Source organism: Nocardia sp. NPDC004278, assembly GCF_053602975.1.
Map to the genome: position 1 here is coordinate 111,187 of NZ_JBSGEQ010000024.1, position 23,547 is coordinate 134,733.

A 23,547-nucleotide genomic window follows, 5' to 3' on the forward strand; every position below is an offset into this window, starting at 1 on the left:
GATGACCGAATCCCTGCTTCACCAGCGCTTCCCCGAACTGGCCAGCACCCTGCCGTTTACCCGGCTCGGTGGCGCGCCGACGCCGGTCCGCCTGCTCGATCTCGGCACCGGTGCCGCTGTGTGGTGCAAGGACGAAAGTGGATACGGCTCGGGCGGCTGGGGTGGCAATAAGATCCGCAAACTGGAGTGGCTGTTGCCCGAGGCGCGACGACGCGGAGCCCACACCATCCTCACCTTCGGCGGCACCGGAACCAACTGGGGTCTGGCCACGGCGCTCTACGCTCGGGAATTCGGCATCGACACGGCGCTGGCGCTGGTCGACCAACCGGTGGACGACCACGTCCGCGCACAATTGCGGCGGCTGGAAAACTCCGGCGCCACTTTACATTTCACGCACAGCAAGTTGCGCACGGTCCTCGCCGCGCCGTGGCTGCTGCTGCGGCATATGCGCGGCCGCACCCTGCCGTATGTGCTGCCCGTCGGCGGATCGTCGCCGATCGGCGCGCTCGGCTACGTCGAGGTCGCATTGGAGCTGGCGGCGCAAATCGCCGCGGGCGAACTACCCGAACCGACGCATCTGGTGACCGCCGTCGGATCCGGTGGCACGGCAGCGGGTTTGGCCCTCGGCCTACGGCTGGCCGGATTACCCACCCGCGTTGTCGGTGTCATCGTCAACGATTCGCTCCCGCTCGACGCGCGGCACATTGTCGGGCTGGCGAACCGTGCCGCGGCAGTGCTGCGCGCGCGGGGCGCGGAAGTCACCGTGCCCGAGCTGCGTCCGGAGGACGTGACAATGGTACGCGACTGGCTCGGTCCCGGCTACGGCCACGAAACCCCGGCCGCTATCGCCGCGCAGCAGCTCGCCGCGACCAACGGACTGGAATTGGAAACCGTCTACACCGCAAAGGCTTTGGCGGGACTGCTGGATATGGATACCCGCGGCGACTTCGGTGACGGACCCGTGCTGTTCCTCGATACCTACGGGCCGCGCTGATCCGGATCCAGCCCCAGGATCACCGCCAGCACCGCGCGCAGCCGATCCACATCGCCCCGAATACCGGTCACCGCATCCTGATATAGAAACGCCTCGATGAGCCGGACCAGGGCATACGCGAACGTCTCGGTGTCGACCCGGTTCTGATAGCCCTCCTCGATCGCGATATCGAGTATCTCGGCGACCACCCCGACCACCTTCGGCTGCACCGGTCCGTCGCTGGTGGTGATGATGCGGCCCGCGGTGGCCTGTTCGGTCGCGATGAAATACCGGTACGCCTCGCTGCGCGTCATCCAGCGCGCCACCCGGTCGAGCATGGCGAGCACGCGCGGTGCGCCCGATCCGTCGACGCGGGTGCGCGCCGCCAGGACCATCCGCTCGAATTCCGACACCATGACCGCGCCGAGCAGACCGTCCCGGGACCCGAACCAGCGGTAGATGGTCGCCCGCGACAGCCCCAGCTCGGCCGCGATCGCCTGCACGTCGACCCGCTCGGAGGCCAGGAACTGGGCGCTCGCCGCGGCCAACACCTGCTCCGGGGAGGCGGCGGCAGGACGGCCGACGGGTCGGGCGGTACTGGAGGTTGTGGTCATCCCAGCCCTGGGATCGATTCGCGACACATGCATAGTAACGTACCAAATTGACCCGGACGCGGCGCACGCCCGTCTGAGCCAGTGCTCCGCCACCGCGAGAGGAAGTGCCCGTGCGCTCGACATTGATCTCCCGTAGGGACCTCGATTTCCTGCTCTACGAATGGCTGCGGGTCGAGGAGTTGACGGCGCTGCCGCGGTTCCGCGAACACTCCAGAGAGACCTTCGACGGTTTCCTCGACCTCTGCGAGGATCTCGCCACCCAGCAGTTCGCGCCGCACAACAAGCGCAATGACAGCAATGAGCCGACCTTCGACGGTGAGCGGGTCACCATCATTCCGGAGGTCAAGGCCGCGGTCGAAGCCTTCGGCAAGGCGAATCTCATCGGTGCCGCCATGGATGAGGAGATCGGCGGGCTGCAGCTGCCCGCCACCCTGGAGGCGGCCGGGTTCTGCTGGTTCCAGGCGGCCAATGTCGGCACCACGGGATATCTCTTCCTGACCGTCGGCAATGCCAATCTCCTTGCCGCACACGGCACTCCGGAGCAGATCGAGCGCTTCGTCAAACCCATGGTAGAGGGCAGATTCACCGGGACGATGTGCCTGTCCGAAACGCAGGCCGGTTCCTCGCTGGCCGATATCGTCACCCGCGCCGAACCGCAGGCCGACGGCACCTACCGGCTGTTCGGCTCGAAAATGTGGATCTCCGGCGGCGATCACGAGCTGACCGACAATATCGTGCACCTGGTACTGGCCAAGATTCCGGGCGGACCGGCCGGAACCAAGGGCATCTCCCTGTTCATCGTGCCGAAATTCCTCGTGGCCGAAGACGGTTCGCTCGGCGCGCGCAACGATGTGGTGCTGGCCGGACTGAATCACAAGATGGGGTATCGCGGCACCACCAATACGGTGCTGAACTTCGGTGAGGGCAAGCACACTCCCGACGGTGCCGCCGGAGCGGTGGGCTATCTGGTCGGTGAACCGCATCGCGGCCTGTCCTACATGTTCCACATGATGAACGAGGCGCGGCTCGGTGTCGGGCTCGGCGCGACGGCCCTGGGCTACACCGGATATCTGAAATCGCTGGACTACGCGCGCGAACGCCGCCAGGGCCGCGCGGTCACCGCCAAGGACCCGGCCGCACCGCAGGTGCCGATCATCGAGCACCCGGACGTGCGGCGCATGCTGCTGGCGCAGAAGTCCTATGTCGAGGGCGCGCTCGGTCTGCTGCTCTACTGCAACCGGCTCGTCGATCTGGAACGCACCACCGCCGATCCGGCCGCGAAACGCGAGCACACCCTGCTGCTGGAAATCCTCACCGGCGTGGCCAAGAGCTGGCCGTCGCAATGGTGTCTGGAGGCCAACAGCCTCGCCATCCAGGTGCACGGCGGCTACGGCTACACCCGCGAATACGATGTCGAACAGCACTACCGCGACAACCGCCTCAACCCCATCCACGAAGGCACCCACGGCATCCAGGGCCTGGACCTGTTGGGCCGCAAGGTGATCCAGCACGACGGAGCCAGCCTGCGGCTACTGGCCGCACAGATCGAGCGGACCGTACTCGCGGCCACCGAAGCGGGCGGCGAATGGACCGAATTCGGCGGTCAACTCGACGCCGTCTGGCAGCGCCTGCTCACCGTCACCGGCTGGATGTTCGCCTCCGGCGATATCGCCGCCGCAATGGCGAATTCCACCATCTACCTCGAGGCCTTCGGCCACGTGGTCCTCGCCTGGATCTGGCTCGAGCAGGCACTGGCCGCACACGGCAAACAGGGCGACTTCTACGACGGCAAGCGCGCCGCCGCCCGCTACTTCTTCCGCTACGAATTGCCCAAGACCACACCACAATTGGATCTGCTGGAGCTGATGGACCGAACCACCCTGGATATGCGCGACGCCTGGTTCTGACCTGCCCACGCGCCGCCACCCCCCGAACCGGATCGCGGTGCGTTCGCGCGCTCAGACCACCAGTGGTCGACCAGGTGGGGTGGGGTCCTGCGGCAGTGGCGCCTCGGACCCGACGATGTCGCGGGCCGTCAGCGACCTGGTATGTCTCGTCGCCAGCGAGCCGGTGGCGTGCCGTAGCGGTTCTTGAACGCGCGGCTGAATGCCGCCTCCGATGTGTAGCCGACGCGCTCCGCGATGAGCGCGACCGAAAGGGAGGTGTCGCGGAGCAGGCCAGTGGCGGCATCCAGGCGTACCTGCGCGAGATAGGTGGCCGGCGGCTTCCCAACGCGAGCGACGAACCGCGCAGCGAACGACGACCGGGAAAGGTTGCATGCTTGGGCCAGCTCCTCGACTGTCCAGTCGTGGCCGGGGTTTCGGTGGATAGCGCTCAAGGTCAGACCGATCTGCGGGTCGAATGCACCGGCCAGCCAGTTCGGTTCGACGTCGTTGCCGGCGGCCCAGGCGCGCAGAATCTGGATGAAGATCAGATCGAGAATGCGCGCGATCATGACCGCTGATCCTTGAGAGGGCGATTGCATCTCGATTAGGAGCATCCTGCGGGCGACTTCGAGCCCTTCGGGCGCTGGGGCGCGGGCGTCGCCCAGGATGATCACGGCCGGCAGGCTCCCGAGCAGGTGGCTCGCCTGCGGGTCGCCGATCGTGAAAGTTCCGCAGAGCCAGCGCGCCGGCTCGGGTGCGTCGTTCTCTGCCGCGCTTGCCCGCACGATCGCTTGCGTGCGCTTGCCTGCGTTGCTGAGGTGGTGGGGGTCGCCGCGCGGGAGCAGGACAACATCGCCGCGGCTTATGTGCTCAACGTGTGCGTCTCCGTCGATCCGAAGCTCGAGTTCGCCCTCTTCGATGATGTGCAGGCTGCCGACATCGGCGAAGCCCATCGAGAAAGTCCGCGGCGGACCGTACGCAACGATCCGTTCTCCGCTCAGACGCACACTCCGGAGCAACTCCGAGAGCAAGTCGTCCGATTGACTCTCCGTGGAGAGGCTGATCGCGGCGTCCTCGAGCGCTGCCGGACCGGCGAACTTCTGCGGCGATCCGAGCGAATTGGCTTGTGCCGCTGGACGATCGGCAAGTTTTACCGGCGGTTGGGTCATGGTCGCTAACCATTCCTCCAGCTAGTGTCGACAACCGTGAGCGGGAGCGCTCGCTGGTATCAACGGAGACTAACGGAGAGGTCATCTATGACCGAGCATGGCAATATCACCAAGATCAGCTTTATCTATTCCAACCCCACCGACCCGGACGCCTTCGAGGCGGCTTACCCCGAACAGCTGACGCTGGCGCGCAAGCTCCCCGGCCTGACTCGGCTGCAGACGTCGAAGGTCTGGCCCAAGGAAGACGGCAGCCCGACCCCGGCCTACCGCCTGCTGGACCTGTACTTCGCCGACTATGCGGCGGCCAGCGCCGCCGCCGCAGAGGCGGGTCCCCTTGTCGCCGCTACCCGCGAGCATGCCACCGGAGGCGTAGTGATCGCATTCGCAGAAGTCCTCGAGGACGCCTAGCCTGCGCCGTTCACGGCAATTGAGGCGTCGCCCAGCCGGGCATGTTCGGGCCGGTCACATCGGCCCCGACCGTGTCCCGGCCGGTGGCCGAGTCGGCAGCGCATGCACCGAAAGCATTGTGGTCCAGGTGAACCCGCAGTGATCCTGCTGCGACCCGGCAATTCGTCAACCACTGCCATGCCCGCTGGGTGCAATATTCGCTGGGGTTCACCCTCACCGATGCTCTCGTCGACTCGGCGAACCTGGTCCCGAACAAGGTGTGGACCCGGCCTCCGACGCTGACGCCCGGGTCCGAAAACGCGCGTGGGTCGCCGAAATCGACAACGCCCTGGTCGTTGTCCCCTGTCATCCTCAGCGATTCTCCACATCAACTGCCAAGCCCCCATCCTCGAGCACGACTTACTTCGACGGAGACCAACAAAACCCCGGGTCGCGGACCACCGCCGACAGTGAATATGCCTCCAGCAAAGAGTCATTCTGCTCAACGCGTGCGAGCCGGTTCAGTCTTCTGCCGCGCGGTATCCACCGTTCCATCAACGTCTGAGGAATGAGATCTGGCGTTCGGTCAGTGGACCGGCCAGTGTCTGTTGCGCCTTTTCGATTTTGGGCGAGTTCCTCTGATGTCCAATGGAACCATGATCAACATCAGCCGCCGAAACTTCTTCGCCACAGCAACTCTCGTTTCCCTCGCTGGATGTAGCGTCGACAAGACCGCTCCCGCGCCCGCCATCGCAACAGTGGCCGGTCAGCCCGAACCGCTGGTTGCGGAGTTGCTCGAACTCGAGCGGAAGTTCGATGCGCGCTTGGGCATCTACGCCCTGCACACCGGTACCGGTGCGACCATAGCCCACCGAGCCGACGAACGCTTCGCCTTCTGTTCAACGTTCAAAGGTGTGGCGGCGGCAGCCGTCCTGAGTCGTAACCCGTTGTCCCACTTGGATACCGTCGTCACCTACTCCGAAGCAGACCTGACCAAGAATGCCGCCATCACCCCACAGCACGTGGCCGAGGGCATGACCATCCGAGACCTGTGCGATGCCGCCGTTCGCTACAGCGACGGCACTGCGGGCAACCTGCTCCTTCGCGACATCGGTGGTCCGGATCAGTTGACCGCCTACACCCGCACCCTGGGCGACACGGTCACCCGCATGGACCGCATAGAGCCGTTCATCACCGAAGCCACCCCCGGCGACCCCCGCGATACCTCGTCCCCCCGAGCGTTCGGCACCACTTACCAGAAGATCGTTCTGGGTGACGCCCTCCCTGAAGAAAAACGAACTTTCCTGCGAGATCTCTTGGAGCGCAACGCCACTGGAGCCGGAGCCAAACGCATCCGAGCCGGCCTTCCCGAAGGCTGGAAGGTCGCCGACAAAACCGGCACCGGCGACTACGGCACCCTCAACGACATCGCCATAGCCTGGCCTCCTGGTTCCGCCCCACTGCTCATCTCGACCATGTCCAGCAAAGCGACCAGGGACGCCGAATACAACCAAGCTCTGCTAGCCGAAGCGGCCGCCTATGTGGCAGCGACCCTCGGCTGACGGGTATCCACGCCTTGACGGTTGTATCGACAGCGGTGTAATCGCAGGTCGTCAAGTCGATTCGGATGCCCATGGGTGCGGTGCAGCGGTGCTTCCAGACGGCCGGCGTGATGTTCGCGATCGCATTGGTCGCCACCGTAGCCCTCGGCGGCGAACTGGGGCGCAGGCTGCGCACGCGCGACTGAGCCGACGCCCTGGCGAACATGCGCCGTCGGATTGCCGTTCGCGTCACGACCGATGCGGAGGGAATGCGGCCCCCGGGCTCTGTGGAGCAGTACATTCGGCCGGCTCGTTCAGCGACGTTGGACGATGTGGACGCTGAGTGTGGCCAAGACATTGAACGAGTGTTTAATATGTTGATCATGTGTTCAATGGATGGCAGTCTGCCCGCTGGCAAGAAGATCCGTGTCGACATGAGCGGGGCGCCTCAGACGATGCTCGCGACGTTGTATGCCAAGGCGCTGGACGCCGACGCTGAGAATTCATTGCTGCGCGACACCTGGGCCAGGGATGCGGTCAGCCATATCGACTACGACTGGCACCGCACTAGCATCACGCCCCGCAACCAGGTCGGCGTGACCATGCGCACGGTGCATTTCGATGCCTGGGCGCGGGAATTCCTTGCCCGGCATCAGCGAGCCACTGTGCTGCACCTCGGTTGCGGACTGGACAGCCGCGTATTCCGGCTGGCCCCCGGGCCAGGGGTCGAGTGGTACGACGTCGACTATCCGGAGGTGATCGATCTTCGCGAGAAGCTGTATCCCTCCCGCGAGCACTACCACCGGATACCGGCCTCTGTGACGAGTTCGGCTTGGCTGCAGGCCATTTCCGGGGACCAACCGGTGCTGTTGATCGCCGAGGGCCTCACCATGTACCTGACCGAAGCCGAGGGCATCGGCCTCTTCCGCGCGGTGGTTGAGAAATTCCCTTGCGGCGAACTTCAATTCGATGCGTTCAACTCCCTGGGGATCCGGTCCCAGAAGATCAACACCGTCGTCCGGCGTTCCGGTTCAACACTGCACTGGGCGATCAACGACCCCGACGACATAGTCTCCAAGGTTCCCGGTATACGTCGGCTCGCCGCGATCTCGGTCTTCGATTCCGAGTCGTTCTGGCGCGGCGTTACCGGCGGCTACCGATTGATCGGAAAACTGATGTCGCTGACTCCCGCGGTGCGGATGATGGCTCAGTACCACCGCTATGCATTCTGAATCCACCGGTGCCGGCCTCCCCGGCTCGTGTCCCGGGACTTTGCCCGAATGTGTACCGGTTGCTCCGCAGCCGGACGGGATTGGTTGTTTCCGTAGCGATGCAGGGAGGGCTCGGTTCACCGCGGCCTATCGCGCCGGTATGCGCTTGCTCCCACAGGCTGAGGAAATTCGAACTATTGCCACCTCATTCGGTTACACGACGGCGTACCGATTCGGGCCGCCCGCCCCGGAGCCGATCCTGTTGTTGTCGGGCCGACAGGCATCAACGCCGATGTGGCGAGCCAATATCGAGTCCCTACGCGAAATCGGCACCGTGTGGTCGATCGACAGTATCGGCGAGCCCGGTGCCTCGGCGCAGACGAAGGCGATGAGCAGTCCGTGCGACCAGGCGGCGTGGGTGGACGAGGCGATCGCCCAGCTCGGCGTCGAGCGGGTGCATTTGCTCGGCGTCAGTATCGGCGGATGGCTTGCCGCACAGTGCGCCATCCATCGGCGCGAGCGGCTGGCCTCGACGGTTCTACTGGATCCGGCCATGACCTTCGCTCCGGTGACGTGGAAGATGGTCGTGGTGTCTCTCGGTAGTGTGGTGCCGGGGATGCCGCAGCCGATCCGGCACCGGCTGCTGAGCTGGATTTCCGGTGGAGTGGCAGTCGACGACGACATCCCCGAAGCGCGCCTGATCGCTTCTGGCATGCGCGATTTCCAGCAACACCAGCCGCGTCCTACGCTGGCCTCGGCCGACGAGTTGATGGCGATCACGACTCCGGTGCTGGCGATCATCGCAGGCGCCAGTATCGTGCACAACCCCGACCGAGCTGCCAAGCGCGCACGCATGATCCCGACCGCACAAGTCGAGATCTGGCCCGGCCGTTCACATGCGATCAACGGCGAGGCACCCGACGCCCTCGCCGCCCGGATCGCGGAATTCCTGGGCTCTAGCTGAGGTGAAGCGAGCACGGCTCCGAACCGCATGAACCCTCCGTGAGATCGTCACGACGCTGCCGCGTGTATGCACGCGTTCAGCGTCTGACGCATCTACCCAGCAACGGCCGAATCCGGAAAGCGCTTGCCCAGCAATCCATTCGAGCCGACTCCGCATACGCGCGACGCCCAGGTTCTGACCTGCCCACGCACCGCGACCCAACCGGATCGCGGTGCGTTCGCGCGCTCAGACCACCAGCGGTCGACCACCGGGACGGGTGCGACGCCAGGCCACCGCCAGGAATACGAGCAGACCGAGCAGGGGCAGGGTGCCGATCGTCCAGCTCAGCGGCAGGGGCGGTCCGGGTTGGTCGAGGACCGTCACATTGTCGAGGGTGCCTTCGCCGTGGCCGAGCGGACCGTCGATCGCGAAGGTGAAGGTGTAGGTGCCCGGGGCGTCGAAGGCCTTCACGTCCAGGCCCCAGGAATCGCGCTTGCGGGGATGGCGGACCAGCGGCGTGGCGCGGCGGCCCGGTCTGACGGCGGGTCCGGTCAACCGCAGCGTTCCGGACTTATAGGCGATGCCACCGTCGGGCATGAAGGTGAAGTCCAGCGATTTCATCGCGCGAATCGGCCAGGTCGAGAACCCTACGGTCACACCGTACGGCCCGACCTGGACACGCTCGGTGTGCACGATATCGACCGGCGCGTAGGCGGACGCAGGGGCGACCGCGATCAGGGACAGGGTGATCATGGTCAGTACGGTGACGACGAGTCTGCGCAATACGGGCCCACCCGCCACCCGGCCACCGCCCCTCATCGAATCGCTATGCGATGCAATGCTCATCACGCCTCCCGCACCGCGGGCAGCATGGTGGTGAACCGGCCGCCCAGGAATCCGGCGAGCAGCCCGAGCGGAATGCCGAAGAGGGTGATCGTCACGACGTCGCCGACGGCGATATGCGAGCTGGCATGGGTGAAAGCCAGCTGGAGCGGAAATGTCACACCGATGACCACGCCAGTCACCGCACCGGCCACCAATACGATCTTCCTGGCGTCGAAACCACGGTTGCGGGCCAGCCAGAACAGCGCCTCGACGGCGACGGCCGCGACGATCAGGAACATCGGCATCATGACCGGCAGCTCCGGCGGTCGTCCCGTGAGACCGTCCCGCAGCGGTAGACCAATGGCCGAGGCATAGGTTTGCGCAGCCCAGGGCGAGAACCACCACAGCAACGCCTGCATGGCGCCGAGCGCGGCGGCGATCGCGATGGCGGCGCCCGTGCGGGCCAGCAGCGCCGCGCCGAGGATGAGCAGCATCGGTCCGAACAGCACGATGCCGAGGATCGTCGGATCGGCGGGCAGGTGCAGATTGTTCAATGCGTTGGTGGGAATCGGCGCGAAGGTGATCAGGATGGGAATCGCGACGACGATGCCGAGCTGTCCCCAGCGGTGGTCACGATGGGCCGCGAAGACGATGATGCTGCCGATCATGGTCAGCGAGATCGATAGGAACAGCGCGACGTGCGAAGGGGTGTTGAGTACCGCGTCGAAGCCGTAGATCGAATGCCATTCCAGATCGAGCAGGCCGTAGAGCAGGAACAATGCGGCGCCAGCACCGGCGATCATATAGCCGAGCGGTGCGGTGAGGTTACTGCCGAAGACCCGGATGGGGGTGCCGCCGAGCCGGGGTACGGGCCGACCGGCACGTTGGGCGGCGGTGGCGATGACCACCATGGCGAGGCTGGCGAATCCGGATATGGCGCTGCCGGAGTACAGGAACAGATGCGGCAGGGTGAAGAAGGTGTCGGGGCCGACTTCGTTGTGCCACTGGATATCCCAGCTGAGACCGACCAAAGTGACCGCGGTGCCGAGTAATACGCCCCAGGCGCCGATACGGGCCGCGCTGCCATTATCGGAGGCGGTGATATCGGCTGCCGGTCCGGCCTCGGCCGCGGTCGCATCGGGTGGTGCTGACGTGCTCATGGCGGTCCTCATCTCTCTCGTGCTCCGACGGTTGTCCTGATCTGCAAGTGCTTTCAGCCACCGACCCACAGCGGTACCGCGAGTTCGTCGACGCTGCCGTGTTCATCGATCGATAGGCGAAGCTCCCAAGGGCCGGTCATCATCAGCGGCACCGCCGCGGCGTGGAAACGACCGGTCCCGGCGGGCACCGCCGCAATGGGTTGTCCCGCATGTCCCATCAGCGGCTGATTCGCCTGAATCCGCACTGCGACATGATCTTTCGAGGCACCGGCACGGTCGGTGACGGTGATGTCGATATCGGTGCTGCCGATTCGCAGGTTATCGATGGCGACCGTGACGAGATGGCTCGGGGTACCGGATTTCAGCACGAGCGGGCCAGCGGGACTGGGCCAGACCAGCCAGATGACGGCGGCGAGCACGATGGCGACCGCCGCTCCCCCGGCCAGCAGCAGACGGCGATCGGTGGTCCGGACCCCGGATTCGGACCCGCTCATGGCTGTGCTCCCGTCGCGACATCGAGGACGATCGGAACGGTGAGCACCGTGTAGCGCCGTTCGACCTGGATCCAGAGTCGATACCGGCCCGCGAGCGGGAAGGTGTAGGTGAAGGGAACGTCGGGCCCGTATGCGGCGACCGTCTCGTCGGGCGCACTATCGCCATTGACGGCTGGCATGAGCATGGTTCCCCGGCTCGCGGCGGGCTCGGTCATATTCATGCCCGGCATATCCATACCCGGCATATTCATGCCGGGCATGCTCTCCATCGATGTCGCGCCCATCGAGTGGGCGTGTCCCCAGATGGGCGAGTTCTGCACGGCCGCAGCGATATCCGTATCGGATGGCAGTGGACCCGCCATGATCATGTGCCCGACCATGCCGAGCCACGGCTGCAGGTCGGCACTGTCGCCGAACTCGGCGGTAATGGTGATCGGTGCTCCGGCCACCGGCGTGGTCGTCCTGATCTTGACCGGATTTCCGTCGATAACGGTCGCGGTGTTCTTGTCACTACTACCGAGATGCACTGGGGCACTGATGGATTGCGGTGCCTCGGTACCCGGAAGAACAGTGAAACCGCTTGCCGCACGGACCATCTGAACGCCACCGCCGCGCCGCGCCAACTCCGCCGACACCGCATATCGCCCGGCCTCCGGCGACCGCAGATGAACCTGGTAGCGACCGGGCCCGATCCGAATCGGATGCAGATGCGACAGACCGCCGGACGGTCCGACGACGAGCAGATGCATCAGCGCACTGTCATGGACGAGCAGATCATCGACCGGCGCTCCGGTGGCGGCATCGATCAGAACCAGGTCGAGATCGCCTGGGCGTCCGGCATTCACCGGCCCACCCGCAATGGTCAGCAGGACCGGCGGCCGCGAGAAATCCGATAGCAATGGCTGATTCAGGGCGTAGGGATCGGTGACATTGTCCACCGTGGGCTCGAGCTGTCCACCGGGCTGCGGCGGCAGCGGCAGCGATGAGGACAGCACCGCGGCGGTCACCGATACCGCGATCCCGGCCACCATCCCGGCGGCAGGTAGCAGCGCCCACCCGCTGCGCCGAGCGCGTATCGCGAGCACCGCCGCGACCGGCAGCAGCACACCCGCCACCAGAAATCCGCCATAGACCAACCGTTCGGGTGGCGAGGTCACCTGCGCGGGCACGACGAAGGGAATCCGTGCCACCCGCGCACCGTCGCCGATGGCCAATTCCCATGGCCCGGCCCGATCCATGGGCACAGTCGCCGAATACATTCCGGGTGTGTCGCCGAGATCCACCACCGCCTCGGCGGTGGGCGCGCCGGGCGCGGGCAGTGTCGATCGTGTGGTGGCGCCGGTCGGCGTCACCGCGAGGGTGAGCCGCCCGGCGGCGGTACCGGCATGGGTGACCACATCGACGCGCAATGGCCCCGGCACACTGGTCACCCGGCGCAATACGACCGTGAGCTCCCGATCACCGAGCGACTGCGCAACCGAAACATCCGCACCCGAGGCGGGCGCATCCGCAAACGCCGAACCCACCCCAACTGACACCAACAACGCACACACCCCTGCGACAAGCAGAGCGCGACCGCGAACAACACCGGCAACAACAGCCACGCCCGCCATGGTAGGGATGCGCACCCGCGAGAACATCACCCCCAGTGGGGATCTCGACTCCCTCGCCGGAGTGATGCCGCCCTGGCCGACCATCCGGATAATCCCTGAACTCATCCGCGCCGGAGCCACCAGCTCGATACCTGCTGATTCAACAGGCCCAACGGGACGATGCGGATGAACACCGCCAGCCGTCCGGCGGTGCTCGGCCCCGCGTCCAGATCGGTAAGATCATGGGCTGTGAAGTGATGATCGCGCTTCGAGTGCGCCCGCCGCAATGACGTCATCCGAGTTCGGATTCGGCGCCGCGGCGGTGCTGGCCCGTGCCCATCCACTTCGAACATCGGACAATTCATGACCGACGAAACTTTCCTCACCCATATCGCCGACCAGTTGGCCGCGCTACCAGGCGTGCACGCGGTCACCCTCGGTGGATCCCGTGCCCAAGGCACCGCCACCCCGGACAGCGACTGGGACTTCGCCATCTACTATCGCGGCCGCTTCGAACCCGCCGACCTGCGCGGAATCGGCTGGGCCGGTGAGGTTTCCGAACTCGGCGACTGGGGCGGCGGCATCTTCAACGGCGGGGCCTGGCTCACCATCGATGGTCGGCCCGTCGATGTGCACTACCGCGACCTCGATGTCGTCGAATACGAACTCGACGAGGCCGGGCACGGCCGATTCCATTGGGAGCCACTGATGTTCCATCTGGCGGGTATCCCCAGCTATCTGCTCGTCGCCGAACTCGCGCTCAACCGGGTACTGCGCGGCAGCCTGCCCCGGCCCGACTATCCCGAGGCGCTGCGCGCCGCGGCCCCGCCGGTATGGCGGGACCGGGCAGCACTCACGTTGCGGTACGCCCGGGGTGCCCATGTCCCGCGCGGCCACCTCACCGAGGTCGCGGGTGCCCTGGCCACCGCGGCAATGCAGACGGCGCACGCGGTGCTGGCCGCGCGCGGCGAATGGACCACCAACGAGAAGCGCCTGCTGCAGCGGGCGGGGCTGCGTGGCATCGACACCATCGTGGTCGGACTGCGCCCGGAGCCCGCGGCCCTCGCGGAGGCGATCGTCGAGGCCGAGGCGGTGTTCCGTACGGTGCGAGACCTTTCGACCTTCCTCGGCGATCCGGACGCGAGTGTTCGAATGGCGGCACTTTCGGTGCTGACCGAGAACACCCCCGAGGGATTTCGCACTGAAGCTGGCGATCGATGACACCGACGCCGATGTGCGCGCCTACGCGCGCCGAGCGTTGGACAGTGCACACCCTTTGTCGTAGCCGCACACCCCTATACGAGGTGTGCCGCCACACAGGGGGCGCGACACTGCGCCGCCAGCCGAGTCGAAATCGGTTTATGCGCAGCGGAATTGGAAGCTTGCGACCGGTGTCGCGCCGGGTGCCACGTCGACCTGAACATAGGCGATGCTCGCCAGCTCACAGCCGGAGGGAACGGAGGTGACCTGCGCCTGGTAGCAGCCGTTCGGGAAGTTCTGCGTCACCGTTCCGTCGCGGCCGGTCGTCAAGGTGGCCAGCACCGGTCCAGCGGAGCACGTGGTGATGCCGACCGCGACGCCCGTGACCGGTATCTGATCGGTGCCGGTGGTCGCCTGCACCTTCAGCGGACCGTCGCCGGGTGCCTGAGCACCCGCCGCGCCGACAGGCGACATCGCCACCAGGGCGGCACCGAGTACGGACGTGAGGAGCAGCGTGTTGCGCAAGCGGGTCTCCTTCGATGGGTGTGAGCGGATCCGGGCGATCGGCCCTGTGCCACCGTATTGCAAACCGAACGGCACGGCCATGACCCGCGACCGCCTGTCGTCGCACGGTCGCGCCACGGGTCAGGCGGGGTCGGCGATAACCACGATGCCGCTCGGCGCGTCCACCAGCGAAACCGTTCGCGCGGCAGCATCATCCACGTGCACGCGCGGATGGGTCGGCGGCTCGGCTTCGTAATACGTACCCGGACCATAGAATTGGCCGTACTTCACGACCACACCGCCGATATCGAGCACCGCGGCCTCGTGCGCCTCGATCACCGCGCCGCGACCGGCGGGCGGCTCCCACGCGATGCTCTGAGCGAGAAAACGCTTCGCGCCCGCGGCCTGGGCGGCGGCAATCAGATTGCGGGTGCCCTCGCCCCGAATGCGCGCATTCGCACCGGCAAGTTCCGGCAGCAGCGCCGCATCGTCGGGAAGGTCGGTGAGCTGGTGCATCACCAGGTCGGGACGGCAGGCGACGACCGCGGCGGTGAGCGCGTCGAGGTCGTACACATCGCAGACGACCGGTTCCGCACCGGCGGCACGCACCTGGTCGGCCTTGGCTGCCGACCGGGTCATCCCCGCCACCTCATGTCCGGCCTCGATCAGCAAGGGCAGCAATCGGGTTCCGATGACGCCGGTCGCACCGGCCAGAAAGATCCGCACCCGTCCACCCTAATTCCCCGACCGATGCGGTCCATCTGCTGGGGAGCACCGCATAGCTGGTCGTATGCTCTAGAGCCAGCGGTAGCGAGGGAGATGGAGGGTCCATGGCGGATCGGGAAGTGCTGAGCTGGGAATTGTTCGGGACGGCGAGCCGCGAGCTCGCGACCGAAATCGCCAAGGACGGGTTCGAACCGGATCTGATCCTCTCGATCGCGCGCGGCGGCCTGTTCGTCGCGGGCGCGCTCGGCTACGCACTGGATGTGAAGAACCTGCACGTGATGAACGTCGAGTTCTACACCGGCATCGATCAGCGCCTCGACCTGCCCGTCATGCTGCCGCCGGTCCCACAGGCAGTCGATCTGGCCGGTGCGACGGTCCTGATCGCCGACGATGTGGCCGATACCGGCGCGACCCTCAAGCTCGTGCGCGACTTCTGCATCGACCACGTCGCCGAGGTCCGCTGCGCGGTCATCTATCAGAAACCGCATTCGGAGGTCGACTGCGAATACGTCTGGCGCCGCACCGACCGCTGGATCAACTTCCCCTGGTCCACCGAACCGCCGGTCGTGGATCGTCAGGCCCGCGTTCTGGATGCCTGATCAGGCAGACACTTCGGGGCGTCCGGACGAGCACCGTGGGTCGAGCTACTTGTCGGACCGCTCGGCCGTGGCGGCGTCGAGGCGTGCGCCGAGTGCGTTGACCTGGTCACGCAGTTCGACCAGGCGCGTGATCGGATAGCCGACCTCCGCAATGACCGCTTCGATCATCTGCTTCGCCTGGGGTCGCAGCGCACGTCCGGCGTCGGTGGCGCGCAGTTCGACGGCGCGGCGGTCGTGGCTGCTGCGCACGCTCTCCACCAGACCATGCGCCTGTAGCCGCTGGATGAGCGGGGAGACCGTGCCGTAGTCCAGGCGCAGCTGTTCGCCGAGTTCCTTCATGGTCATCGCGGGGCGTTCCCACAAAGCCAGCAGGGCCAGATACTGCGGATAGGTCACCCCCATGGCCTCGAGGAACGGCCGGTACGCCGCGGTCATCGATCGGGAGGTGGAGTACAGGGCAAAACACAGCTGCGACGCGAGCGAGAGCAGGTCGGTATCGGTTCCCCCGGTTGCGGTGGCACCGTCGGGAGTCGTGGCCGCCTCGACACGCACCACTGGTGTGGGATGCGCTTTTTCGGGCATTGGGACACTGTATCCCAGCGAATTCGCTCCAGGATTTGTGCTGTTACGGGGTAACGGCACGGGAAGCGAGCAGTTGCGATAACACCCGATTTCTGACACCTGTTCTATCGGGCACGGCTGAGCGGACCGCGCCGCTGCATCGTGGCGGCCGGGACCGTCCGGTCACCGAACTGATCCGTATCGCCCCGGTGCCGCAGCTGCAGTGGCGGTGCGGGATCCGCCGGGTCGACGTCAGCGGTCGAGTCTTGGTGCAGGATGTGCTGTCGCGTTTGGGGTGGACGCCGCACACCGCGCTCGGCTGGAGGATCTGTTCGAACATGCTCGTGGTCGGCCCTGGAGGCGGGCCGGATTGGCGGGGCTCCAACGCCCCGCCATTTCGCTGCCCAGTTCCGATACGCCGCCGCGCCCGTGCGAGCACGCGCAGGGCGCCACCTGCGCCGATCCTCGAGCGCCGCCAGCTGCTACTTGTTCGCCTTCTTATTCGACGATGAGCCGTTGGGGTGCTGCTGGTGTGTTGCCCGCAGTCCCTGTTCGGCCTTGGCGACCAGTTGCACGCGTGATTGTGCGCCGCGCTTGGCCAGTATGGCCGAGACGTGCGACTCCACTGTGCGTTGTGAAAGGTATGTCCGAGCCGCGATTTCCGAGTTGCTGTGGCCCAGGGCAATCAATTCTGCCACGCGTTTTTCGGCAGGTGTCAGCGCTGGCTGCCCGGCGTTGGTGTGACCGCTCAGACGGTTGCGGCCTCGACGAATTCCGAACTGGCGCAAGCGCGCATCGGCCCGTGTGATGCCCATTGCCGCCCCGAGGGTCGAGTACTGATCTACCGCTCGGTACAGCGCGGCACGTGCATCGTCCCGGCGCCCCGATGCGCCGAGCAGCGTAGCCAGGTTCTCGCACGCCTGCCCGACGTAGTGTGGACGGCCCGCGGCCCGGAATTCGGCTTCGGCCGACTCGACCAATGTCGGCTTACTGTCGGCAAGCCCGCGACAAAGGAGTGCTGTGCCACGGCGGGCAGCAGTCGAATATCGACTCTCCCATTGCTCAGCAAGCAAGGCCACCTCCATTGAGATCTTCGAATCTCCGGCAGTCACCGCCATCCGAGCAAGGTCTGGATAAACGTAATAGCGCAACGCCATCGTGGCACCGTCAGCTGTGTCATCACAGAGCACTACCAGTCGCTTGATCGCATCCGCTAACTGTCCGTTTGCTTCGTCCACCAGAGCTCGGGCCCATGACCACACGAATTGCTGCTCGCAGGTGTCCGAGGCTTCGCGGAAATCAGCCGGATCCAATACTTCCGCGCTGATGATGCCGCGATTGATCTCGATCAGTGTGGACCAGCTTCGCGTCGTAGGGTCGTCGACTCCTACAGGCGACGAAGATGATTCGGTCCGGCCCTCGGCTACCGCGTCCCAGTTGCCGGTGAGGAATCGAAGCCTTGCACGAGCCCGCCATGACTGCGGTGGGTCGATTCCCGGTTCCACGCGACCGAGTTCGAAGGAGCGATTCAGCGTGTCCTCTGCCTCGGTCGTGCGACCCAACTCGATCAGACACAAAGCGCGAACCGCGAAAAGGTCGAATGCCAATGGGCGCCACTGCAACAGGACACCGCAATGGCGGTGGTCGTCGGCTACTTCGTTGCCCAATTCGATGGCCTCGTCCAACAGGCCCTCGTGGTAGCGGATCATCCCCAGCACGTGGCGACCGAGTCCTATTGCCGTCGTGTCGTTTTCCGACTCGCCAACCGAGATAGCCTCGGCAGCGGCTGCCTCGGCGTCAGTGGTGCGCTGGCGGGCTAACAGAATCAGGGCCGCCAGACCGGACAACCTGCCTCGCACAGCCTCGTGGCGATCGACCCGATCGATGGCCGTATTGATTGTCTCCAGCGCATCGGTGAAGCGACCTTGGGTGTATTCCACGTAGGCGCAGAGCCACACCAGGTCTGCGACCTCGCGGAGATGACGATTCGATTGGCGTGCGTGCTCCAGCGCCGATCGAACAACAGGGACCGCCACAGCAGCGCGACCGCAGCGCAGCAGCGCGCGCACCCGCCACACGCACAACACCTCGACGATGTCGTTGTCTGGTAGCCCGACCGCGCAGGCTCGTGCCAGCAGGCGGACTGCGAGTAGCGAGTCCTGCAACGTCAGAACGGCCGCGACTGCGGCAATCCATTCGAGGAGGTCTTGGTCGAACGATGCGCTGGCTTCCAACAAGTAGCGTGCGATTCGCTGGTCGGATACGCCGGCTGGGATGAGCCGCCGAGCTGCGTGCAGGGGCATTTGCGCACGGTCCGCTGCAGGCAGATGATCGGCGAAGGTCGTGCGTAGTGCATTGTCCCGAAAGGTCAACTCATCACCCGTATGCTGCAGAACACCGCAGTCCACCGCAGTGTCGAGCATCGCCCATATCGTGAGCAAAGGCTGGTCGAGGATGATCGCAAGTTCAACGGGCTCGATGTTCGGCCCGACCGCAGCTGCCGTTGACAATACGTTCTGCACAGCTGGATCCAGATAGTCCAACTGCCCCGAGTCCTCCATAACCAGTCCTCCCAGGCCAGGTCTACGGCAGTCTTGTATCCGGTCACAACGCACGTCAAGGGCCGGCACTCCCTCACGTGGGCATTCCCGATCGGTAGTGTCGAGCTCTTTACACTGACGGTTGTGGTTAGCAGCGCGAACGGTGAGTTGCACGGCCGTATGGACGAAATCGCTTGTGCGACAGAGTTGATCACCCAGGTACAGGCGGGCAACGGCAAGGTCGCGACGATTATTGGCGAGCCCGGCATCGGGAAGACCGCGCTGCTGAGCTTGCTGCGCAACGAGGCGGCACACCGGGGTTTCCAGGTGCTTGCCGGAGCGGCGACCCGCCTCGACAAGCATGTGTCATTCGCCGGCCTGCGCGCCTGTTTCGAGGGGCATATCGGGCCACACGAACCGCTCATCGACAGAGTAATCACGCTGCTCAGCGGGGTCGAAAGAGCGGAAGGTGGCCTGCTCGGCCGAGAACTCGCGATCACCGAGTCGCTGTTGGCCCTCATGGACCACTGGTGCGCTACAGCTCCAGTGGCCGTCATCGTGGACGACGTGCAATGGGCCGACGGCTCCACTATGAAGGTGTTACAGCATCTGAGCCGATATGCCGTCCCGCAGCCGGTTCTGCTGTTGATAGCGACTCGTCGATCGCAGTTGCCGACGGTCCTCGCCGAACTGGATTCGAGCGGCGGGCACCACATCGAGCTCGCACCATTGAGCGAGCCCGCAGTGGTGGCAATGGTGGCACAGACGCTCGGGCGAACACCCGAGCCCGTTGAGCTGGCAGCCGTCGCCAGGGCTGGCGGAAATCCGCTCTATGTGACCGAAATACTGGCGGGAATCATGCCTACGTCGACGCTTCCGACCGTCGGGCAGCCACCTAACTCTCCTGAGGATGTCATTGAGGCAAGGCTCGCGCTGCTCCCCGCGTCCGCGCGTCAGGTGCTGTCGGCTGCTTCTGTGCTAGTGCCGAATATTGCAACGACCGAGCTCGCGGAAGTGCTCGATGCTCCCGCTGGGCATATCGACTCCGTCGTGAAACTGGCGCTCGAGGCCGGATTGCTGGCCGGTACCCCAGATCGGTTCACCTTTCGCCACGATCTCATCCAACAAGTCCTAGCTGAGCGTGTGCCGCAGGCGACCCAGCGGAACCTGCACGATCGGGCCGCGCTGATACTGGCAGCGAACGAGGCCTCGCCCGAACGCGTCGCGGGCCATCTGGTGCAAGCTGCTTACCATATGGTCAACCCGACAATGGAAACTTGGCTGCTCGACAATATGAGCGGGCTTGCCCTCCGGGCACCGGAACTCGCGGCCGACTTGATCGAGCGGACCCTACCGAGGGTCTCGCGTGTGTCCAACGCCTACCGGGCATTGTGGGAGCACTATATTCGCGCGCTGCTGACGAAAGGCAGCTCGAGTGAAGCCGAAGCGTCGATTCGCGCGTTATTGCGATCGAACGAGCCCTTGGACCAACTGCCGTCATTCACCGCAATCCTCTGGTGGCTTCTCACGATGGCTTGTATCGGGCAAGGCAAGCTGGAGGAGACGATATCGACGATTCGGCAGGTGACGCAACGGCATGTACTCACCGAGTCGGAGCTCTCCCGCTATACCGGGCTTGCCAGTATCTGCCATTATCTGCTCGGTCGGCCGGAACCGGCCGAGTTCGCAGCGAAAGACGCTTTCACGCACGGCGACTTCGGAAATCACGCCGCGGTGACATTGGGATCCCTGGCCTACGTCAGCGGTCGGCTGGACGAAGCATTGAGCTACGGCGAACTCGTCGTGCACGGCTACCAGACGCAACCACTCGATGACAAATCGGATCAGTTCGATCCCTATACGCTGCAAGGCAACAGTCTTACCGAATTGGACCGCTACCCCGAAGCTCTCCACCTTCATGGAGTAGCGATGCTGCACGGATACCAACACCAGGGCACGTTCATCGCGTCGAGCTTGTACGCTCGGGCACGGATCCATTTCCTCACTGGCAATTGGGATGACAGCCTGGCCGAAATCGAGGCGTGCGCGGACACGCCGGACCCCATGGACTTCGGTCCGACAGGACTAGCTCTGGCCGACTTGATCGCCGTGCGACGTGGCATGAGCCCGGCGGTCCGTCCGGACTCGCCGGCCGAGGGATTCGGCAGCCGCGACCGAAAACCGTGGCAGGCATGGACGCACGCCCTCCTACTCGAACGCGACGGCAAACTGGAACACGCCCAGCAAGTGCTCGCCGAAGTATGCACGCAGACCTTGGGCGTGCCGACGTTGTATTACCTGTTCCCGGATCTGGCTCGTCTTGCCTTCACGTGCGACAACGACGCACTCTCCCATGAGATCGCAGCGAAAGCCGAACTGTTGGCCGAGACATCGACACCAACGCACAGCCGCCGCGGTACCACGTTGTACTGCCGCGGTCTGGTGGATAGTCGGTGCGACTTGCTCGACGCGGCGGCCGACGCGTTCCGCAGCGCCGGGCGACCGCTCTACGAAGCATTGGCTCGCGAAGCCCTCGCTGCCGCCCTGGCGGCCGATGGACATCGAACCGAGGCACGAAAGTCTCTGGTAGCGGCCAACGCGCACTATCAACGGCTCGACGCGTATTGGGATATGGCCCGCGCCGAATCAACATTGCGCAAACATGGAGTCCGCCTCGGTCAGATCGGCCCTCGCAACCGACCCAAAACAGGTTGGGCAGCATTGACTCCCACCGAGCACCGGGTCGCGAAGCTGGTCGCAGAGGGCCACTCCAATGCGGCGATCGGCACTCAAATGGTCCTGTCACGGCGAACCGTCCAATCTCATGTATCCAGCATCCTGACCAAGCTCGCGGCACAATCCCGGGTTCAGATCGCGATCGAATTCCATCGCCAGCGCTGAGGCAACGTCGAAGGCTCCTTGCACTGTCTCTAGCTGGATTGGCCGATGTTTCGGTATGCCCGCATATGGTCGACTCGTCCCATGTCCAGGCTAGTTTTGCCACTCAATCGCACGGAGTTCGCCACGCTGTATGCCGAACATCCTGAATATTGGGACCTCGATGCCGGTACACCGGCGCGATGGCGTTGCACGTCGCAGATTTGTCATGTGGCCGGTCGCCGCAACGAAGCCCGCGACGCCCTCGGCGCTGCATTGCACATGTACGATCACGTTGGCGCGCAACGAGACTCGGCGCGAGTTCGGGCTCGACTCCAAGAACACGGCGTTTGGCCCGCCCGCAGGGCCCGCTCGGACGTGGGCAGGACGAGTGCGTCTCTCACACCCCCTGCGCGCGCCGTCGCCGATCTCGTCACCGAGGAATGCACCAACGCGGCTATTGCAAATCGCCTATCGGTGTCGAAACGCCCCGTCGACAACCACGTTTCGAAGATCTTGGCCGAACTCGAATTCCGCTCTCACATCCAAATCGCAGGAGTCCTCGCGAGCCCGCAGGCTACTGCCAGGATGTCGGAACAGACCGATACTCTCGCGATATGAGCGACATCACGAAGAGCGTTGATGTCCCGGAGTACACGGACGCCGAGTTGGTCGCAGGTGAGGAGCTCGCCCACGAACCGGCCTTCTGGCTTGCTCACCTGCTGGTGACGATGGGCGATCTCTCGGCCGACACAGATGAATACGGCGTCGCGGCGTCCGCGTTCGAGCCGATGCTGGAACGTCTCAGCGACGCCGAGCAACCGTGGCCTGTGTTCCGGGTCGCCTTCGGTGGCGGACACACAGTCTTCGCCATCTATGCCAACTTCGAGGACACGAATACAGTCGAGTTCGTCGTACGCCACCCCACCTGGGACCGTCTCGGGCATCTGGGGCAGTGCGGGCCCGAGGAGGCCGGGCCGGGACTGTCCTGGACGGAGTTGACCGCCATCGCCGCGAGCGTGCCGGAGAACGCGTCTGACGCCGAGGGCCTCGTCGATCCGGCACAGCGCCTTCTGCTTCTCTTGCCCATGCTCGGGGACGCCGCCACGCCAGAGGACGCATGGGAGGTCGTCGCGCGCGCCCTCGTTCGCTGCGGTGCACCAGATGACGTAGCGCCCCGGTTCGCACGGGAGCTGCTCGGGACCGACACGGGCGAAGGGCATTCCGAACCGTCGTGGATGGTAGCCGCGGACAATCCGGTGCCCGTCTGCTCGTGGCGCTACAGCCCGCGCCAGATCCCTATCGCGCTTGGGATCACCCCGAATCAGGCTCGAGCCTTGGCCGAAGCACTTCGGGGCGACGGCCCGTCGGGACCGATCTGAGGTTCAGTATGCGTACCGCTAAAGTCTCGGCCGCTGTCGCAGTCGCAATCGCCGCAACAGGGTTAGCAATGAATTTCGACGCTGCACCAAGTCACACAGAGGGCATCGCGGCAGAGGGTGCCATCGTTTCGCCGACCGTAGATAGCCGTGCTGATGAGCCGATCGGGGACCACGCGCGTGCGTGTGATCTCCCCGAAGTACTGGCCACCCCGGGCACGGCCCTAATTTGCCTCGTCACCGGCTCGTCCAGCTTCTGACGAAGCCAACCACTAGGTCGTGTCTCCTAATGATTTGAGCCATTCCACGATGAGGGCCAGGACGAATCCGGCGCGGTAGGTGATGGCCAGCTTGTCGAAGCGGGTC

Annotated in this window: 20 protein-coding genes and 1 pseudogene; 11 read left to right on the top strand and 10 right to left on the bottom strand. The window is 65.1% G+C overall.

Annotated features, from left to right (window positions below):
- The first annotated feature begins 1 nt into the window (after position 1).
- Positions 2–994: a 1-aminocyclopropane-1-carboxylate deaminase/D-cysteine desulfhydrase gene (locus ACWEO2_RS30725; RefSeq protein WP_452408524.1), complete on the top strand. Its 993-nt coding sequence runs from the start codon at positions 2–4 to the stop codon at positions 992–994.
- Here the strand turns inward: ACWEO2_RS30725 and ACWEO2_RS30730 are convergent.
- Entirely contained in the window at positions 979–1,587 is a 609-nt protein-coding gene (locus ACWEO2_RS30730; protein WP_355184873.1) for a QsdR family transcriptional regulator, read from the bottom strand. The genes ACWEO2_RS30725 and ACWEO2_RS30730 overlap by 16 nt on opposite strands.
- Before the next feature lie 110 nt (positions 1,588–1,697).
- Between ACWEO2_RS30730 and ACWEO2_RS30735 the strand changes: the two genes are divergently transcribed.
- A complete protein-coding gene (locus ACWEO2_RS30735) occupies positions 1,698–3,494 on the top strand; it encodes an acyl-CoA dehydrogenase (RefSeq protein WP_452408525.1) in 1,797 nt (598 codons plus the stop codon).
- 128 nt (positions 3,495–3,622) lie between these two features.
- Here the strand turns inward: ACWEO2_RS30735 and ACWEO2_RS30740 are convergent, their stop codons facing one another.
- On the bottom strand, positions 3,623–4,642 hold the full coding sequence (locus ACWEO2_RS30740; RefSeq protein ID WP_452408526.1) for a cupin domain-containing protein: 1,020 nt from the start codon (positions 4,640–4,642) through the stop codon (positions 3,623–3,625).
- Between the two features lie 87 nt (positions 4,643–4,729).
- Here ACWEO2_RS30740 and ACWEO2_RS30745 point away from each other — a divergent pair, with 87 nt between their 5' ends.
- The 4 genes from ACWEO2_RS30745 to ACWEO2_RS30760 all read left to right on the top strand — a co-directional run bounded on the left by ACWEO2_RS30745 (position 4,730) and on the right by ACWEO2_RS30760 (position 8,745).
- The gene (locus ACWEO2_RS30745; protein ID WP_452408527.1) at positions 4,730–5,050 is read left to right on the top strand and encodes an EthD family reductase; all 321 of its coding nucleotides are present in this window, start codon (positions 4,730–4,732) and stop codon (positions 5,048–5,050) included.
- Positions 5,051–5,685: 635 nt separating this feature from the next.
- Entirely contained in the window at positions 5,686–6,591 is a 906-nt protein-coding gene (gene bla, locus ACWEO2_RS30750) for a class A beta-lactamase (RefSeq protein ID WP_452408528.1), read from the top strand.
- Positions 6,592–6,953: 362 nt separating this feature from the next.
- Positions 6,954–7,802 (top strand): class I SAM-dependent methyltransferase, encoded by an 849-nt coding sequence (locus tag ACWEO2_RS30755; protein ID WP_452408529.1) that lies wholly within the window; start codon positions 6,954–6,956, stop codon positions 7,800–7,802.
- A 139-nt stretch (positions 7,803–7,941) separates the two neighbouring features.
- Positions 7,942–8,745: an alpha/beta fold hydrolase gene (locus ACWEO2_RS30760; protein ID WP_452408530.1), complete on the top strand. Its 804-nt coding sequence runs from the start codon at positions 7,942–7,944 to the stop codon at positions 8,743–8,745.
- Between the two features lie 225 nt (positions 8,746–8,970).
- On the opposite strand, the gene ACWEO2_RS30765 is transcribed toward ACWEO2_RS30760, so the two are convergent.
- From ACWEO2_RS30765 to ACWEO2_RS30780, 4 genes are read right to left on the bottom strand one after another with little or no spacing between them, the layout of a single operon-like run.
- Complete coding sequence (locus ACWEO2_RS30765; RefSeq protein WP_452408543.1) at positions 8,971–9,543, bottom strand: hypothetical protein; 573 nt, start codon at positions 9,541–9,543, stop codon at positions 8,971–8,973.
- A 26-nt stretch (positions 9,544–9,569) separates the two neighbouring features.
- Positions 9,570–10,709: a hypothetical protein gene (locus tag ACWEO2_RS30770; RefSeq protein ID WP_452408531.1), complete on the bottom strand. Its 1,140-nt coding sequence runs from the start codon at positions 10,707–10,709 to the stop codon at positions 9,570–9,572.
- A gap of 53 nt (positions 10,710–10,762) precedes the next feature.
- Entirely contained in the window at positions 10,763–11,203 is a 441-nt protein-coding gene (locus ACWEO2_RS30775; RefSeq protein ID WP_452408532.1) for a hypothetical protein, read from the bottom strand.
- Positions 11,200–12,807 (bottom strand): hypothetical protein, encoded by a 1,608-nt coding sequence (locus ACWEO2_RS30780; RefSeq protein WP_452408533.1) that lies wholly within the window; start codon positions 12,805–12,807, stop codon positions 11,200–11,202. Before ACWEO2_RS30780 ends, ACWEO2_RS30775 begins: the two co-directional genes overlap by 4 nt.
- A 351-nt stretch (positions 12,808–13,158) precedes the next feature.
- Between ACWEO2_RS30780 and ACWEO2_RS30785 the strand changes: the two are divergent.
- Positions 13,159–13,902 (top strand): annotated as a pseudogene (locus ACWEO2_RS30785) (nucleotidyltransferase family protein); the annotation flags it as partial.
- Between the two features lie 252 nt (positions 13,903–14,154).
- Here ACWEO2_RS30785 and ACWEO2_RS30790 read toward each other — a convergent pair.
- Positions 14,155–14,520 (bottom strand): hypothetical protein, encoded by a 366-nt coding sequence (locus ACWEO2_RS30790; RefSeq protein WP_355184845.1) that lies wholly within the window; start codon positions 14,518–14,520, stop codon positions 14,155–14,157.
- Positions 14,521–14,640: 120 nt separating this feature from the next.
- Positions 14,641–15,225, bottom strand: a complete 585-nt coding sequence (locus ACWEO2_RS30795; protein WP_452408534.1) for an NAD-dependent epimerase/dehydratase family protein — start codon at positions 15,223–15,225, stop codon at positions 14,641–14,643.
- 104 nt (positions 15,226–15,329) lie between these two features.
- Here ACWEO2_RS30795 and ACWEO2_RS30800 point away from each other — a divergent pair, with 104 nt between their 5' ends.
- Positions 15,330–15,824, top strand: coding sequence for a phosphoribosyltransferase (locus ACWEO2_RS30800; RefSeq protein ID WP_452408535.1), 495 nt, complete (start codon positions 15,330–15,332; stop codon positions 15,822–15,824).
- A gap of 45 nt (positions 15,825–15,869) precedes the next feature.
- On the opposite strand, the gene ACWEO2_RS30805 is transcribed toward ACWEO2_RS30800, so the two are convergent.
- Positions 15,870–16,406, bottom strand: coding sequence for a MarR family winged helix-turn-helix transcriptional regulator (locus tag ACWEO2_RS30805; protein WP_452408536.1), 537 nt, complete (start codon positions 16,404–16,406; stop codon positions 15,870–15,872).
- 461 nt (positions 16,407–16,867) lie between these two features.
- The gene (locus tag ACWEO2_RS30810) at positions 16,868–18,946 is read right to left on the bottom strand and encodes a helix-turn-helix transcriptional regulator (RefSeq protein ID WP_452408537.1); all 2,079 of its coding nucleotides are present in this window, start codon (positions 18,944–18,946) and stop codon (positions 16,868–16,870) included.
- A gap of 33 nt (positions 18,947–18,979) precedes the next feature.
- Between ACWEO2_RS30810 and ACWEO2_RS30815 the strand changes: the two genes are divergently transcribed.
- The 3 genes from ACWEO2_RS30815 to ACWEO2_RS30825 all read left to right on the top strand — a co-directional run bounded on the left by ACWEO2_RS30815 (position 18,980) and on the right by ACWEO2_RS30825 (position 23,184).
- Positions 18,980–21,826, top strand: a complete 2,847-nt coding sequence (locus ACWEO2_RS30815) for an ATP-binding protein (RefSeq protein WP_452408538.1) — start codon at positions 18,980–18,982, stop codon at positions 21,824–21,826.
- Between the two features lie 258 nt (positions 21,827–22,084).
- On the top strand, positions 22,085–22,423 hold the full coding sequence (locus ACWEO2_RS30820; protein ID WP_452408544.1) for a LuxR C-terminal-related transcriptional regulator: 339 nt from the start codon (positions 22,085–22,087) through the stop codon (positions 22,421–22,423).
- Positions 22,420–23,184 carry a hypothetical protein gene (locus ACWEO2_RS30825; RefSeq protein ID WP_452408539.1) on the top strand — a complete coding sequence of 255 codons (765 nt, stop codon included), beginning with the start codon at positions 22,420–22,422 and terminating at the stop codon, positions 23,182–23,184. Before ACWEO2_RS30820 ends, ACWEO2_RS30825 begins: the two co-directional genes overlap by 4 nt.
- Positions 23,185–23,547: the final 363 nt, after the last annotated feature.

What these genes read in the sequence shown, in the direction of transcription:
- ACWEO2_RS30760 (WP_452408530.1), top strand. Translation starts at nt 7,942, where the DNA reads ATGCGCTTGCTCCCACAGGCTGAGGAAATTCGAACTATTGCCACCTCA.
- ACWEO2_RS30765 (WP_452408543.1), bottom strand. Translation starts at nt 9,543, where the DNA reads ATGAGGGGCGGTGGCCGGGTGGCGGGTGGGCCCGTATTGCGCAGACTC.
- ACWEO2_RS30755 (WP_452408529.1), top strand. Translation starts at nt 6,954, where the DNA reads ATGTGTTCAATGGATGGCAGTCTGCCCGCTGGCAAGAAGATCCGTGTC.
- ACWEO2_RS30805 (WP_452408536.1), bottom strand. Translation starts at nt 16,406, where the DNA reads ATGCCCGAAAAAGCGCATCCCACACCAGTGGTGCGTGTCGAGGCGGCC.
- ACWEO2_RS30730 (WP_355184873.1), bottom strand. Translation starts at nt 1,587, where the DNA reads ATGACCACAACCTCCAGTACCGCCCGACCCGTCGGCCGTCCTGCCGCC.
- ACWEO2_RS30770 (WP_452408531.1), bottom strand. Translation starts at nt 10,709, where the DNA reads ATGAGCACGTCAGCACCACCCGATGCGACCGCGGCCGAGGCCGGACCG.
- ACWEO2_RS30740 (WP_452408526.1), bottom strand. Translation starts at nt 4,642, where the DNA reads ATGACCCAACCGCCGGTAAAACTTGCCGATCGTCCAGCGGCACAAGCC.
- bla (WP_452408528.1), top strand. Translation starts at nt 5,686, where the DNA reads ATGATCAACATCAGCCGCCGAAACTTCTTCGCCACAGCAACTCTCGTT.
- ACWEO2_RS30825 (WP_452408539.1), top strand. Translation starts at nt 22,420, where the DNA reads ATGAGCGACATCACGAAGAGCGTTGATGTCCCGGAGTACACGGACGCC.
- ACWEO2_RS30800 (WP_452408535.1), top strand. Translation starts at nt 15,330, where the DNA reads ATGGCGGATCGGGAAGTGCTGAGCTGGGAATTGTTCGGGACGGCGAGC.
- ACWEO2_RS30820 (WP_452408544.1), top strand. Translation starts at nt 22,085, where the DNA reads ATGTACGATCACGTTGGCGCGCAACGAGACTCGGCGCGAGTTCGGGCT.
- ACWEO2_RS30775 (WP_452408532.1), bottom strand. Translation starts at nt 11,203, where the DNA reads ATGAGCGGGTCCGAATCCGGGGTCCGGACCACCGATCGCCGTCTGCTG.
- ACWEO2_RS30725 (WP_452408524.1), top strand. Translation starts at nt 2, where the DNA reads ATGACCGAATCCCTGCTTCACCAGCGCTTCCCCGAACTGGCCAGCACC.
- ACWEO2_RS30810 (WP_452408537.1), bottom strand. Translation starts at nt 18,946, where the DNA reads ATGGAGGACTCGGGGCAGTTGGACTATCTGGATCCAGCTGTGCAGAAC.
- ACWEO2_RS30745 (WP_452408527.1), top strand. Translation starts at nt 4,730, where the DNA reads ATGACCGAGCATGGCAATATCACCAAGATCAGCTTTATCTATTCCAAC.